At 48.8% G+C, this 14,106-nt stretch carries 12 protein-coding genes; 8 read left to right on the forward strand and 4 right to left on the reverse strand.

The genetic code is table 11. From position 1 onward, the window contains the following. Positions 1-45 precede the first annotated feature (45 nt). Complete coding sequence (locus tag DFQ00_RS24110) at positions 46-1,569, forward strand: HD-GYP domain-containing protein (RefSeq protein WP_110899023.1); 1,524 nt, start codon at positions 46-48, stop codon at positions 1,567-1,569. On the opposite strand, the gene DFQ00_RS24115 is transcribed toward DFQ00_RS24110, so the two are convergent. Beyond that, positions 1,562-2,215 (reverse strand): phosphatase PAP2 family protein, encoded by a 654-nt coding sequence (locus DFQ00_RS24115; protein ID WP_167433824.1) that lies wholly within the window; start codon positions 2,213-2,215, stop codon positions 1,562-1,564. The genes DFQ00_RS24110 and DFQ00_RS24115 overlap by 8 nt on opposite strands. A 247-nt stretch (positions 2,216-2,462) precedes the next feature. Here DFQ00_RS24115 and DFQ00_RS24120 point away from each other — a divergent pair, with 247 nt between their 5' ends. The 4 genes from DFQ00_RS24120 to DFQ00_RS24135 all read left to right on the forward strand — a co-directional run bounded on the left by DFQ00_RS24120 (position 2,463) and on the right by DFQ00_RS24135 (position 6,457). Further along, positions 2,463-3,872, forward strand: a complete 1,410-nt coding sequence (locus DFQ00_RS24120; RefSeq protein ID WP_110899025.1) for a sensor histidine kinase — start codon at positions 2,463-2,465, stop codon at positions 3,870-3,872. Between the two features lie 124 nt (positions 3,873-3,996). Then, positions 3,997-5,244 carry an MFS transporter gene (locus DFQ00_RS24125; protein ID WP_244213986.1) on the forward strand — a complete coding sequence of 416 codons (1,248 nt, stop codon included), beginning with the start codon at positions 3,997-3,999 and terminating at the stop codon, positions 5,242-5,244. A 60-nt stretch (positions 5,245-5,304) separates the two neighbouring features. Next, positions 5,305-5,970, forward strand: a complete 666-nt coding sequence (locus DFQ00_RS24130) for an oxidoreductase (RefSeq protein ID WP_110899026.1) — start codon at positions 5,305-5,307, stop codon at positions 5,968-5,970. Between the two features lie 112 nt (positions 5,971-6,082). Next, positions 6,083-6,457, forward strand: coding sequence for a RidA family protein (locus DFQ00_RS24135; protein ID WP_090918620.1), 375 nt, complete (start codon positions 6,083-6,085; stop codon positions 6,455-6,457). Between the two features lie 134 nt (positions 6,458-6,591). Here DFQ00_RS24135 and DFQ00_RS24140 read toward each other — a convergent pair whose 3' ends face one another. Then, positions 6,592-7,350, reverse strand: coding sequence for a tryptophan-rich sensory protein (locus DFQ00_RS24140; protein WP_110899027.1), 759 nt, complete (start codon positions 7,348-7,350; stop codon positions 6,592-6,594). 227 nt (positions 7,351-7,577) lie between these two features. Here DFQ00_RS24140 and DFQ00_RS24145 point away from each other — a divergent pair, with 227 nt between their 5' ends. Beyond that, positions 7,578-8,561 (forward strand): arsenic resistance protein, encoded by a 984-nt coding sequence (locus DFQ00_RS24145; protein WP_174812224.1) that lies wholly within the window; start codon positions 7,578-7,580, stop codon positions 8,559-8,561. A 107-nt stretch (positions 8,562-8,668) separates the two neighbouring features. Here the strand turns inward: DFQ00_RS24145 and DFQ00_RS24150 are convergent, their stop codons facing one another. Together DFQ00_RS24150 and DFQ00_RS24155 are read right to left on the reverse strand one after the other, a co-directional pair. Beyond that, on the reverse strand, positions 8,669-10,297 hold the full coding sequence (locus DFQ00_RS24150) for a response regulator transcription factor (protein WP_110899029.1): 1,629 nt from the start codon (positions 10,295-10,297) through the stop codon (positions 8,669-8,671). Between the two features lie 8 nt (positions 10,298-10,305). Next, the gene (locus tag DFQ00_RS24155) at positions 10,306-12,141 is read right to left on the reverse strand and encodes a cache domain-containing sensor histidine kinase (RefSeq protein ID WP_110899030.1); all 1,836 of its coding nucleotides are present in this window, start codon (positions 12,139-12,141) and stop codon (positions 10,306-10,308) included. A 141-nt stretch (positions 12,142-12,282) separates the two neighbouring features. Here DFQ00_RS24155 and DFQ00_RS24160 point away from each other — a divergent pair, with 141 nt between their 5' ends. Together DFQ00_RS24160 and DFQ00_RS24165 are read left to right on the forward strand one after the other, a co-directional pair. Next, entirely contained in the window at positions 12,283-13,164 is an 882-nt protein-coding gene (locus DFQ00_RS24160) for a carbohydrate ABC transporter permease (protein ID WP_110899031.1), read from the forward strand. Continuing rightward, positions 13,164-14,000, forward strand: coding sequence for a carbohydrate ABC transporter permease (locus DFQ00_RS24165; protein WP_110899032.1), 837 nt, complete (start codon positions 13,164-13,166; stop codon positions 13,998-14,000). The genes DFQ00_RS24160 and DFQ00_RS24165 overlap by 1 nt, the downstream gene beginning before the upstream one ends. The last annotated feature ends 106 nt before the right edge of the window (positions 14,001-14,106 follow it).

A 14,106-nucleotide genomic window follows, 5' to 3' on the forward strand; every position in this document is an offset into this window, starting at 1 on the left:
TTTATTAGGGTAGAACTGGTTAGACATAGAGAGCGAGGGATTAGATTGGAAGTATATCGAGCATTTATCTTCCGTCTGTTGCGCAACTATCTGATTGGTTCATTAACAGCCATCTTTGTTGTGGGCACAGTAATCATGGTTTCAACTTTGCAAATACCTCATATCCAATATGTCCGATTAGTGGTCATCGTACTTATCTCTATTCTGTTCATGCTGGTTGCAGAGCTGATTACGCTGTGGGCCCAGTTGGGTCCGATCAGGCATTTTTTTGCCGCAGAGCACCATGAAAGGGCCGAATTAGAGAAAATGTACGAGAGAATTCACCGCTTTCCAGGACAGACCATATATCGTATTATCGGACCACATATGTTAGGGTTTTCACTGCCGGCTGCCGGTTTTACACTCTGGATGATCTGCACAGGCTGGTTGGAGATTCCATATGGATTTGTTGGAATTGCGGCTGCGTGTGCATTGCTGATCGGCATTATGCATGCACTGATTGAGTATTATCTTTCCGTAAGGGCAGTGAGACCACTGTTACTTGAGGTACGTCGCAGGGGCAAGAAATTGTACGGTGTTGAACCTTCACTAGGTGGACGAGTGCTTGTTTCGATGAGACGAAAATTTCAGATCAGTACGGCACTTATCGGTTTATTTCCACTATGCTTGTTTTTCTTGGCTACGTATATCCGACTTCAATACATAGATCAGCAGTTTGCTAAGGAATATACGCTTTGGGGCGTGCTTGTTGTTATTTTGGGAGCTGGATTTGCCTTTGTGGGAAGCTGGCTGTTGATCCGGGATGTCCGTGATCCGGTTACGGAGCTGACACACGAGATGACGCGAATACAGGGCGGAGAATTCGGCAGAAGGACACCGGATCTGTATGCAGATGAATTTTCGGCCCTGATCTCCGGATTTAACATCATGATTAATCGTCTGGAGATGAGACAGGAGCGCAATCGGCAGTTGCTGCAAAGCTACTTCTCGCTGCTGGCTGCTGCCCTGGATGCCCGGGATAAGTATACAGCGGGACACTCCATGCGTGTAGCAGAGTATTCCCTTCTGATCGGAAGACGGAGCGGTATGAATGAAGAACAGGCCGATTTGTTATATAAGTCTGCATTGCTTCATGACATCGGCAAAATTGGTATACCGGATGAGGTGTTGTTAAAAGACGGCAAACTCAGCGATGAGGAATTTGCCATCATTCGTACACATCCTGTGTTAGGTGAAAGTATTTTGCTTCAGATCGAACCTGTTGATGCTATGGCTGACTTTTTGCCTGGCGTACGATCACATCACGAAAGATATGATGGCAAAGGATATCCTGATGGTATGGTGGGAGAGGATATTCCGCTATTTGGACGAATTATTGCGGTAGCCGATGCTTTTGATGCCATGACGTCAGATCGTCCATATCGGAATGGCATGAGTGATGAGAAGGCATTGATGATTCTGGAAGAAGGAAAAGGGACCCAGTGGGACCCTTATTTTGCAGGGCTGTTTATTGACGAGTGGAGAAGGCTGAAACATCTGGAGGTCAAGTCGAAGGAGGGGGTTAGCTAATCCCCTCCGTCCATTTGGTTTCTTTTCTGCGCCGCCGATGAAGGGAAAGTCCTGTAATGATGGTGAAGATGCATTCCCCGAGAATAACTGCAGCGAGTGCGTCATAAATAATATGCTGCTTGATAAGTAGTGTCGATATAATAATCAGAGTTGCTCCGGCAGCGACCAGTCCCTTGATGAATCGGCGGATATTTGATACCGAGAGGACGGCACGCATGACGAGATAAGAGTGCAGGGCATGAATGCTGGGAAAACAGTTGAAGGGGCGATCCTGACTGTAGAGCCAGCTAATCACGGCCGATCCCGGACCAGCCAAGGTCAGCTCGGGGCGCGGAACCATAGTCTGGAAATTGAAATAAATCAGGTAACAGATCCAGACACAGATGTTCATAGACAACAGGACACGATAATACATAAGTCGATCCTTGGCACACAGATAAGCGAGCACACCGAACACAAACGGATACCATCCCAGATAGGGAATCGACATCGCAGGGATAAATGGAAGCAACTGATCCAGCGGAGAGTTCAGGACAACATATCCGCGTTCTGGACTGTTCAGAATATCATAGAATATGCCCATGACCGCCAGGGATAACATCAGACTTAACGAGAGCCAATAGGATTTGTTTTTTAACACATGCATAGCCATACTTCTCCTTTCATCATGTTTGAAGCAAGCACGAGTACAGCTTTATAAAGAAAAAATTTAAACAAGAATATATTTTACTACGTCCTGCACACATTTTAAATGTTGAATTTGTGCCTTTTTTTGTTTCTTTTTGATGGAGATTTTATGTCGCGGTGGTTGGAGCATGATATGATATAACCAAATAAGAAATACAAACAAAGGTAGCACTTGGGTTTTAACGTCGGACAACAGGAGTGAATCAATGCAATTTTCGAAGATGTTCGTACTCAATATGAGCATGCTTATTACGATTGCTTATCTGGCAAGTGTTTTCTATAAATATATCGTAATACGTGCTTCGTCCCGAGTGAAACAGATCAGTTCCGTGCTTGCGCTTATTTTTGCTGGATGGATCAGCACCGTATTTGGATTTCAGTTGACAGATGAGGTTGTTTTTGACCTTCGTTACGTACCATTAATTGTCGCCGTATTAACGTACAGACAACCCTATAGTGTCATTATTGTGGGTGTAGGCATAGGTTTATCCAGGTTAACCTTTGGCATTACAGATGCTACGATTGCCGCGGTGTTGAATATGTCTATTCTTGGAGTGCTGTGTGCGGGCCTGAACATCTGGATGAGACGCAGCAGCTACAGATTAATTGTCAAAGGCATTCTGGTTACAGTGATCGTCAACGTTGTAAACAGCGTGAACATTGCTTTTCTGGGCGTCATTCCACCCGCGTATTTCTTCTCCCATATTATGCCGTATACACTTCCTACCGGAATTGTGCTCAGCCTTATCTTTGCCTTTATTTTGCGTGATTTTCAGAACGAGCAGAATCGGATTCTGCTGATTCAGAGTACAAATCGGCTTTTATCCTTGCAGAAGGAGGAGCTGCAGAAGGCGCAGATTGTACTGGAGGATCGGGCGAAGCAGCTGATGATCGCCTCCCAGTACAAATCGGAGTTTTTGGCGAATATGTCCCATGAATTGCGGACGCCGCTGAACAGTGTAATCAATTTTGCCCAGATGATTAGTGAAAATGCCGATACGATGGAGCGGGAGGAGATTATCCGTTTTGCGAACATGATTGATCAGTCCGGGCAGGAGCTGCTCAGGTTGATTAACGATATTCTCGATTTATCGAAGGTTGAAGCAGGCCGTCTGGATATTGTCCTGGAGGATATCAGTCTTAGCCAGCTGCTTGAGGATGCGATGAATCATTTCCAACTGGTTGCAGACAAAAAGGGGATTGAGCTCGTGCTGGAAAAGAAAGCCGGGCTGCCAGATACACTCTGGTCTGATCCACAGCGCGTGCAGCAGATTTTACGAAATCTGATGTCCAATGCAATCAAGTTTACGCCTCGAGGAAAGGTGACCCTTACAGTCAGCATCAGACAGGTGAAGCAGGAAGATCATGTTAGCGACTGTCTGGTTTTCTCTGTACAGGACACTGGCATTGGCATACCGGAGGACAAGCATCATTCCATATTTGAAGCTTTTCAACAGGCGGATGGCTCCATAAGCCGGAAATTCGGGGGTACGGGCCTCGGTCTTTCCATCAGCAGGGATTTGGCCAGATTGCTCGGTGGGTCCATTGAACTTGAGAGTGCAGCAGGCCAAGGGAGCATATTCCATCTTCGCCTTCCAGTGACTGTGAAAAAATGAGTTGACAACCTTCGTGCCTGGAGTAGAATTTGGGATGACAACTAGCATCGGCCGGCAAAGCATGACCCGGTCTAAGGAGTGTATCCCCATACAGAAGATGGTCAAGATGAACCCCTCCTCGTTCATGAGCAAGCCACGGCGCAAGGGTTCGACACAACGCACGAATTTATCAATCGCAACATGGGAGGGCGTACCTGCAATTATTTTGCAAACGTTGCTGGGAGGTCCATTTCTAACCGGGTTTTTGCTGTACCTTGGGGCCGGGTCGAGGCATATCGGCTTTGTGCTCGCCATTACCACGTTTGTTAACATCGCACAGATCGGTGCTGCATACTGGATGCAGCGTATTCGCAGCCGAAAGCGCGCGCTGTTGCTGTTCGTTGGGGCTCACCGTATTTTGTGGAGTGCAACGGGACTGATTCCGTTCATGTTCCCCAAGGAATGGTGGGTCAGCGTTTATATTGGCTTATATACCATCGCTTTTATATGTAATACCATTGGCGGTATGATCTGGACTTCCCTGATCGGGGATATCGTGCCTGCCAAGGTGAGAGGACGTTATTTCGGGATACGAAATACGATTCTGAATGCACTTGGAAGCGTATGCTTGTTTGGCGGAGGCATTCTTCTGGATCGTTATCCCGGAGAAACGGGTTTTCTCATTCTGTTTATTCCGGTATGGATCTGTGCCATTGCCAATACCGTAATCTATTTCTTTTACCCGGATATGCCGTTTGAGCGCTCGACCGAAAAGTCTTTCTCCCGTATGTTCGTCAAGCCGTTTCAGGATCGGGCTTTCCTGAAGGCGACTGTTTTTTTGGCGGTGTGGCTGCTGATTCAGACATTAATTGTTCCACTTTATTCTTATGTCATGCTGGATCTGTTGAAGATCAGCTATCAGATGGTCTCCCTGATTACGGTAGTTCAGACACTGGTGATGATGGCCGGATTCTATATCTGGGGCAATCTGAATGCAAGATATAGCAACAAAACGCTGCTATTCTGGACATTGCCTGTGATTGCGTTATCCTGTCTGTCATGGGGCTTGATGTCCTTTGCTCCGGTATTGGTTGCATTGTTTCTGTCCCATATCTTCCTCGGCATCGGTGTTGGCGGCTTTAACCAGCTTGCGTTTAATTTTACGATCGGAGATACGCCAAAAAGTGAAAGGCCAATGTTTGTCGCCGTCTATTCGGCTCTGACTGGCGTAACCTCGTTTATCGGTCCGCTGATTGGCGGCTGGCTGTACGAGAAGATGGAGAATCTCTCGGAAGCGATGGTCTGGATCTCCACTTACGGCTTTCAGGTGACGGTGGGTGCAGTCATGCTGCTGCTTACATTTACCTTGGGACGACGTGTGCTTTTGAAATAAATACAGAACAAACAGTTTCAGGATCATCCGATATATAATGGACAGATTGGAGGGATGGATATGACTCATCCTGAACGTAAAGCGATGGTGATCGGGGCTACCGGGCTGGTCGGCGGACTGCTGGTACGCAGCCTGCTTGAGCATTCGCATTACAGCGAGGTTCGCATTCTGGTCAGACGAAGACTTGAGCTGGAGCACCCCGCACTGAAGCAATATATCGTAGATTGGGCGGAGCTGGATAGTCAGGGGGAGCTGTTTGAAGGCATCCATGACCTCTACTGCTGTCTGGGCACCACGATCAAAAAAGCGGGCAGTCAGGAGCAATTCCGCGAGGTTGATTTTCATTATCCCGTTCGTGCTGCGATGCTGGCTAAACAGCATGGCGTAGAACAGATGCTGGTTATATCCTCTATGGGAGCCAGTGCGAGTTCACGTGTGTTTTACAGCCGGACCAAGGGAGAGATGGAGGATGCACTCTCCGATATCGGGTTTGGTTCCCTGCACATCTTCCGCCCATCACTCATTCTGGGTGATCGCGGAGAGAAGCGTTTTGGCGAGGAGCTTGCTGCCCATGCCATGAAATGGCTCGATCGCTGGACACCAGCCAAGTACCGGGCTGTGCAAGCTTCAACGATTGCTCAAGCGATGAGGAATATCGCCATCGTTCAGACCGCGGGCATTCACGTGTATCCTAATGATGTAATTCATGCCGTTGGAGCAGAGTGACAAGCGTTTCTCCCCTGAATAAGAGCATGATATAATAGGTTTTAAAAATAACAGCAAAGTCTTGTCCGCTTTATAGGTGGCAGGGCAGCGAACACAAAGGAGAAGCTGTCGAATGAAAAAAGCAATCTCGACCGAGCAGGCACCAGGCGCTATCGGTCCATACAGTCAGGCGGTAGATGCAGGTGACTTCATCTATACCTCAGGTCAGCTGGGTCTGAATCCGCAAACGGGTGAATTCGGAGCAGATGTTCAGGAGCAGACTCGGTTGTCCCTGAGCAACGTGAAAGCCATCCTGGAAGCCGCAGGCACAAGCATGGATAAAGTGGTCAAAACAACCGTATTCCTCAAAGACATGAATGACTTTGTTCCCGTCAATGAAGTATACAGCAGCTTTTTTACGCAGCCGTACCCTGCACGCAGTGCTGTAGAGGTAGCGCGTCTGCCCAAAGATGCATTGGTAGAGATTGAAGTTATCGCACTGAAATAGAATGCCGGATCACCCTGTTACGGGGGTCCCCTTCTATTCCGCATCCTGTTACAGCAAAATAAGCCGATTAAAGGGGGAATTGACCCCAAATCGGCTTTTTTGCTGTAGTTTTGTTTTATAATGGAAGGAACGATCTAATCACGGTCTTGATTACGGGCGAAGAACAGCCATACAGCATAAACTGCAAGCACGATTGCAAGGATAATTCCTGTGTAATACACAGAGGTGATATCCTTTTGTTTCAGTGCAATGGCGATATAAGCCCAAGTAAACACGAGCGGGTATACACTGTCGCGGTAACGGAAACTGACCAGCACAGCCAGCACTGCACCCACGATCAGCATAATGATCGTCCAAGCGGTTTCACTAATGCCGAATCCGTCCCATCCGATTTTGTATAGAAAGACCGCTACGTTAACGATCGTAGCTACGCTGACCCATCCGAGATATACGCTGAAGGGCAGTTTGACAAGCCATATTTCGGCAGTGGTAGGCATGGTGATCTCACGTGTTCTTACATACAGTACAATCAGGCTGAGCAGTAGCAGTACGATAATGATCAGCGCGAGTCCAATGTACAGATTCTGAAAAGCAAAGATCCACGCCACGTTAAAGACACAGCTGGCAAGAAACCAGTAGCCAAGACGGGTGATGGAATCATTTTTCCAGGACGCCGGAACAAATTGATAGATAATGAAGCCGGCCAGAAGCAGGTAGATCAGACCCCAGATTGCAAAGGCGTAACCCGAAGGTGTCAGCAATACAGGGTACATGTCCGATACTTCCTTGTTGGTCCGTCCACCAATCGGCAGCGCATTGGAGAGATAGTTCACAATAATAACAGCTATAAAACCGAGGGCGTTTAACCATTTGTACGGATTGTTACGGGACATGACGTTTCCTCCTTAGTTTAACTATTTTTAATGAACCGCGGGTCAGTCTACAATGAATTTACCCACGAATGACGTGTTCTAATAATCGCCGCATCCAAAGTATGCAGTTGACCTTCAGGACGACAGGATGGACGTGGCTTCATGGGACGGAGTTGTCCTCTGTCCCAATGTACGCCACAATCGGTTGAAATATGCCCATAGATGCCGGCTCACAGGAAGGGGGAGTTGTGATGTTTACTAGAGAAATGATGGAGAAGCAGCAAACCTGGCTATATGTGGCAGCTCTGCTTGCAGGTGCCTGGATTGGACTGACCGCCCCCGAATCGGGAGATGTTATTCATCATGCGGTGTCTCCCATTCTGGCTGTGCTGTTATACAGCATGTTTGTACAGATCCCTTTTCTGGAGCTCAAAGCATCCTGGATGAATCTGCGTTTTATGTCTGCACTGATCATGGTTAACTTTATCGTTGTACCTGCGGTGGTGTGGCTGCTTACTCTGCTGTTTCCGCAATCGCCTGCCGTTCTAATCGGCGTATATCTTGTACTGCTGACCCCATGTATTGACTATGTCATCGTGTTTACACAGTTAGGGCGGGGGAATGAGCGATTGATGCTGGCAGCGACTCCGGTTCTGTTCGTGGTGCAGATGCTTCTGCTGCCCGTGTATCTCTGGCTTTTCCTCGGCGTAGAAGCAGCTCGAATGATGCAGGCCGGTCCGTTTGCAGAGGCTTTCCTGTTCCTGATTATGATTCCGCTAATGCTGGCAGTGCTTACTCAGCTACTCTCCAAGAAAAATGCAAGCGGACAACGGGTGCTTAATGCTATAGCATGGTTACCGGTTCCCATGATGGCTCTGGCCTTAACCACAGTTGTTGCCTCGCAGATCGGTAAGGTTTATCACGATGTAGGCATTATTCTGAAGGTTATACCGATCTATCTTGCTTTTCTAATTATTATGCCCTTGTTATCCCGAATCATTGCAAAACTCTTCCGATTGGATACAGGTGCAGGCCGGGCGTTGATCTTTAGTGCTGCCACCCGAAATTCATTGGTTGTTCTGCCGCTGGCTTTGTCGCTTCCCGCGGAGTGGGCTGCTATCGCCGCGGCCGTTATCGTTACTCAGACGATGGTGGAGCTTGTGGGGGAACTGATCTATATCCGGCTTGTGCCTAATGTCATCCTGCGGGAGCAGAAAATCGAATGGAGGTGAAAACCCTTCCTGACGATAATCCATGGTTGGCTGCAAATGAATACGTGAAGAGGATTCCCTGACAGATTATGTCGAGAAATCCTCTTTTTTTAATGCACACAGGTTAATCACATACCTGTGTGAATGACCGTTTTTCGATACTCGGCAGGTGTGATGCCTTCGATTTTTTTGAACACTTTGCTGAAATACTTCTCATCCTGAAAACCAACCATCTCCGAGATCGTAGCCACTCGAAGTGAAGGGTTATGGAGCAGTAGCTTGGCATTATTGATCCGCAGCCTGCCCAGATATTCCGACCAGTTCAGCCCGAACTGCTGCTTGAACTTGCGTGAGATGTACTCTCTGCTCAGGTAGAAACGTGCGGCGATCTGCTGCAAGGACAAGTCTTCTTGATAGTGAGCGTCCATGTAGCGGGCAATTTCAGTCATGGGATCAGGATCGGTGTGATGCTGAGCTGTGAGTGCTTTCCCGGCTGCCAGCAGACGATGCTCCAGCAAAGATCGAAGCTGAGGAAAGGAGAGCAATCCTTCAGCATCAAACGGAAGCTCAGTCAACGGAAGCTCGTGTTCTTCAACAGATTCTTCCTCATAAACGGTAGTATGTTCTCTATCTGCTAACCAGCGGCTGAGCATCCATTCCAGCTCCTGCATCCACAGCTGTAGCTGCTCTGCGCTGATCGCCTCAAGCTCCGTGAACGGATCAAGCCACTCAGCGACGACAGCAGATACACTGGCAGCGCGGCAACTCATGGCCGCAATGCGCATGGGCTCTTCGAAGCTGCTGAGCCGTTTGCCTTTCGTTCTGCCAGCAGTTTCTGTGGTGGAGTGAATGCGCTTGAATGTAAGCAAGATATTCCGCCTCCACAATGTAGAGCTGGCCTCCAGATAGGCTGCTGATATGCCATCAGGGTAGTTGTCACAGGACGATATGCCAAAATGAAGCCGGCGATGTATCGTCTGCTCCAATCCATCATTAATCGTACGGAGAATATGCTCCAGTGAGGATTGCGAACCCCAGTGCAGCAGTACGATTTCATCTGGCTGATTCAGCTGATGGAAAGTAACACCTTCTGCCGGGGTGCTCAGCATCTCTGCACAGACATTCAGCACCGAGAAAATGAGCAGGTCCGGCTGGCTACGATATTTAGCCAGACAATCCGGGTCGAGATGCGACAGGCTGGTGACAGCCACGCTGCATAATGGAATATGGCAGGGCAGGTTCAATTCCTCCTGCAAACGCTGGATGTGTGCAGATCTGCTGCCTCTGCCGATCGCCAGCTCCGTGAGCAGACGATCCTGATAATGCGGTCGCATCTGGTTCACGACGATGGATTGTTTGGCGGACTCTGTACGTGAAGCCTCTTCATCCATCCACGCCTTAACCGCTTTGAGCAAAGAAGCATTCAGTTCCTCGGCTTCAACAGGCTTCAGCAAGTAATCCATGCCGCCGTGGCGGATGGCGTGTCTGACCAGTTCAAAGTCGTCATACCCGCTTATGACAATGACCTTACTATGGGGGTGATGAGCGGATATCCATTCAAGCAATGCCATGCCATCCTTGCCGGGCATGCGCATATCACTAAGTATGATTTCCGGCTGATGAGCTGTAATCGCTTCGATTGCCTCGTGTCCATCTGCTGCTTCCAGTAATACGTCAATGCCCAGCTCATCCCAGTTACCGAGTAACTGGATGGCATGACGGACGTGTTGTTCATCATCGACAAGCAGTGCTTTCATGTATAGTTTCACTCTCCCGCGTATAGTTTGACTAGAAGCTTCACACCGCCTGACTGGATATTATCAATCTCGATTCTGGCAGGTTTACCTGGGTGGGAGTTCAGGGCAAGTCTGCGTACAACATTTCGAAGGCCGATGGATTCGGTCATTTCCGATTCGTTCATCATTTCCGTTGTCGTTTCCTGCGGTTGAAGCCAGCTTCGGATCTCACTCAGCTTGTCTTCGGGAATAGCTGGACCATTGTTGATCAGCTCTATCTCGATCCATTGTTCATGCACGCAGCGGCTGCTGATAGAGATGTAGCCTTTTCCCGGCTGTATATCTGCTCCATGCTTAAAGTAATTCTCAATTAACGGCTGCAGTGTCATCCGGGGCATCTGTACTGATAAGGTATCCTCGGCAAATTGCATCTGCACCTCAAGCCGTTCACCAAAGCGTTCCTGCTGAAGCTCCAGATACAACCGGGCGTGTTCCGCTTCTTCACGGAGAGTGACACAGGTCTGATCGCGCATGCTGTAACGCAGCATTTTGGATAAGGAGGATAGCAGGGTATAGGCTCGCTTCCCTTGCTGCTGCAGTGCCAGTGTACCGATAGACTGCAAGGTATTATACAGAAAATGCGGGTGAATCTGTGCCTGCAGCGCTTTGAGCTGATTGGTCTTGTTTGCCAGCTCCAGCTGGTACTCCCGCAAAATCAGGTTGTTGACTGTATCCATCATATCCCGGAAATGCCTTGCCAGTACCCCGAATTCATCCCGGCTCGACAGGTGGATATCGACATGCAGACGGCCTGCCTGAATCTGGTTCATATACCGCATCAGCTGTTTGAGCGGACCTGTGATGCGTATGGAAATAAACAAGGTTGCTACGATCACAAATACAAGCGCTACAATGGCAATCACTGCATTATTCCAGGTGAGCGAAGTCGCTCTTGCATACAACGTTTCGTTAGGAATTTGTTTCACAATGGTCCAGTCTGCATAGCTATTTCCGAGCTGCTGATATACATACATCGAGTGATCCTGCTCGAAATGACCTGCCGCATTACGCGCTGCGCTGGCATGGGCCCGTCCTTCTTGAAGCGCGCTCGCTGCCACTGGCTGCAGATGGTTGGCCTCGTGAGCTCCTTGTACCTCTGTGTGGCCTTGATAGATAATCCGATTCTGTCCATCCACGACATAGATTTGTTCTTTGTCCGGGTCATATAGTCTGCTGCAGATTGCGGAAATGCTGTTCATATTGAGGTCGATAGCCAGCACACCGAGCCGTTCAGGGGAAGGGATGTCCCGAATAATTCGGTGCAGGGTTATGACCGTTCTTGGTGAATCATCGGGAGAAGCGGCCTTGAAGCCATAGGTATGGCTCATATGTGCGGACTCCACCCAGATGTCTGAGCTTGTTGTCCCTGCCTGACCATGCAGTGCATCGGAATAGGCTTGCTTGCGTTCCTCCCGTTTCGGGAAAGGGCTTGTAATCAAGGTGGACTGGTTGGATGCAAAGGAATGCAGGTAAAGCTGGAACACATCCGGTACAGCGGCCTTGATCGTTTGCAACGTGGTGTACACCTCGGCAACGGCCCGATAGTCACCCGGTAATTTGGCGAGATTACGCAGGAAGTTAGGATCATTGTATACGGCGAGCGAGGCTCGTGCCACATTATCAACGTAATTGTTGAGATTGGTCGATGCCTGATAGATGAGCCGTTTGTTCTCTTCCAGGGCTTGATCTCGCAAGGCTGTTTTTGTTTGGATAAACGTCATGCTGATCGACGCCAGCAGTGGAATGGTCGTGGCAATTAGCATAAAGCCAATCAGTTTGGTGCGAATGCTGTAATATTTGGACATCAGTACACCCCTTCTGGCCGATCGTCGAGAGGACAATATTTTACACCCGATTGTTCACAAGTGTCGGTATGTCTCTGTATGATTTTGGAGTTTAATAGAACAAGAGACCAATATCAACCATCTATAGAAGGGGAGAACGATATGAAGCATCGCAAGTCTTCACAGCTGTTACAGCAGCTTGTGTTCGTGGGTCCCTCCGTTGTGTTTTTTATTCTCATCATCGTGGTCCCTTTCCTGCTTGGCATGGTATATTCCTTCACGGACTGGAACGGAGTATCTGCCAGCGTGAACTGGGTAGGACTTGATAATTTCGTGCATATTTTTGCAAACGATCCCAAGTTCCAGACTGCGTTTTGGTTTACGGTACGCTTTACTGTTGTGGGGGTGCTCCTCACCAACGTGATCGGTTTTTTTCTCGCTTATTTTCTGACCAAACCGCTCAAGACGAGAAATGTGCTACGTACCATCTTTTTTATGCCTAACGTCATCGGCGGGCTGCTGCTCGGCTTTATCTGGCAGTTCATATTTGTGAAAGGGTTTTCAGCAGTAGGCGACGTGACGGGCTGGTCCTTCTTCAACCTCCCGTGGCTGGGCGATGAGCCGACAGCCTTCTGGGGAATTGTCATCGTATTTGTATGGCAGACCGCTGGATATTTGATGGTTATCTACATCTCGTCCTTGACGAATGTATCCTCTGATCTGCTGGAGGCCGCTGAAATTGATGGAGCCAGCCGCTGGCAGGTATTACGGAGCATTATTTTACCACTGATTATGCCTGGTGTAACGATCTGTTTGTTCCTGGCGATCTCCTGGTCCTTCAAAATGTTCGATCTCAACCTGTCACTCACCAAGGGCGGTCCGTTTGGATCAACCGAGTCGGTTGCACTGAACATCTATAATGAGGCCTTTGTTAACAACCGGTACGGGATTGGAACGGCTAAAGCATTTATATTCTTTATCATTGTAGCAATCATCACGATGGTTCAGGTGCGTGTGACGAAGAGCAAGGAGGTAGAAGCTTGATGGAGACAACGAAAAATTACCGCTTCGGTACTATGATCACTGAAATTATCATGGTGCTGCTCGGGTTATTGTTCCTCATTCCGTTTTACTTCCTGTTTGTGAATTCGGTCAAAACGTTTGGTGATCTGCTCACCAACTCGGCTGCCTGGCCGGAAGCGTTCCAGTGGGGCAACTACGCCAACGCCTGGGAGAAAATCAGCTTCCCGTCAGCACTCGTCAACTCGCTGATCGTAACCATCGTCAGCAATCTGCTGCTGGTGCTGATCAGCTCCATGGCCGCGTACCGCATGGTACGCAGCAATACACGGTTTAACCGGATTCTGTTCGGCCTGTTTATTGCAGCGATGGTGATTCCGTTTCAGTCTATCATGATTCCACTCGTTACGGTAACCAGCAATCTGGGGCTGATCGACAGTCTGGGTGGACTGATTATCTGTTATCTCGGGTTCGGGGCCCCAATGTCGATCTTCCTGTTTCATGGCTTTGTCAAATCGGTTCCCCTGGAGATTGAAGAGGCTGCAAGGGTCGATGGAAGCTCGGCTTACGGGGTATTCTTCCGAATTGTTTTCCCGCTCATGAAGCCGATGTACATCACCGTCATTATTCTGAATACACTCTGGATCTGGAATGACTATCTGCTGCCGTCCCTGATCCTGCAAAGCTCCAATCTTCGCACCATTCCGATCGCGACCTTTGCCCTGTTCGGTCAATATACGAAGCAGTGGGATCTGGCACTGCCGGCATTGGTGCTGGGCATCATGCCAATCATTATTTTCTTCCTGCTGATGCAGAAATATATTATTCAGGGCATTACAGCAGGGTCCGTGAAGGGGTGAGTGCGAGGGCTGGTCGCTCCGGCTTTATGTGCGCTTTCGGTCGCTGTTGCTCCTCGGGGGCCTGAATGTATGAAAGCAAGGAAGCCCCCGAGTATCAAAGGCGAAC

Origin of the sequence: Paenibacillus barcinonensis (genome assembly GCF_003217495.1) — a bacterium.
GTDB classification, from domain to species: Bacteria; Bacillota; Bacilli; order Paenibacillales; family Paenibacillaceae; genus Paenibacillus; species Paenibacillus barcinonensis.

Bases quoted from the DNA above. Each gene is read 5' to 3' on its own strand.
- DFQ00_RS24115 (WP_167433824.1), bottom strand. From the start codon at position 2,215: ATGCATGTGTTAAAAAACAAATCCTATTGGCTCTCGTTAAGTCTGATG.
- DFQ00_RS24120 (WP_110899025.1), top strand. From the start codon at position 2,463: ATGCAATTTTCGAAGATGTTCGTACTCAATATGAGCATGCTTATTACG.
- DFQ00_RS24125 (WP_244213986.1), top strand. From the start codon at position 3,997: ATGAGCAAGCCACGGCGCAAGGGTTCGACACAACGCACGAATTTATCA.
- DFQ00_RS24130 (WP_110899026.1), top strand. From the start codon at position 5,305: ATGACTCATCCTGAACGTAAAGCGATGGTGATCGGGGCTACCGGGCTG.
- DFQ00_RS24135 (WP_090918620.1), top strand. From the start codon at position 6,083: ATGAAAAAAGCAATCTCGACCGAGCAGGCACCAGGCGCTATCGGTCCA.
- DFQ00_RS24140 (WP_110899027.1), bottom strand. From the start codon at position 7,350: ATGTCCCGTAACAATCCGTACAAATGGTTAAACGCCCTCGGTTTTATA.
- DFQ00_RS24150 (WP_110899029.1), bottom strand. From the start codon at position 10,297: ATGAAAGCACTGCTTGTCGATGATGAACAACACGTCCGTCATGCCATC.
- DFQ00_RS24155 (WP_110899030.1), bottom strand. From the start codon at position 12,141: ATGTCCAAATATTACAGCATTCGCACCAAACTGATTGGCTTTATGCTA.
- DFQ00_RS24160 (WP_110899031.1), top strand. From the start codon at position 12,283: ATGAAGCATCGCAAGTCTTCACAGCTGTTACAGCAGCTTGTGTTCGTG.
- DFQ00_RS24165 (WP_110899032.1), top strand. From the start codon at position 13,164: ATGGAGACAACGAAAAATTACCGCTTCGGTACTATGATCACTGAAATT.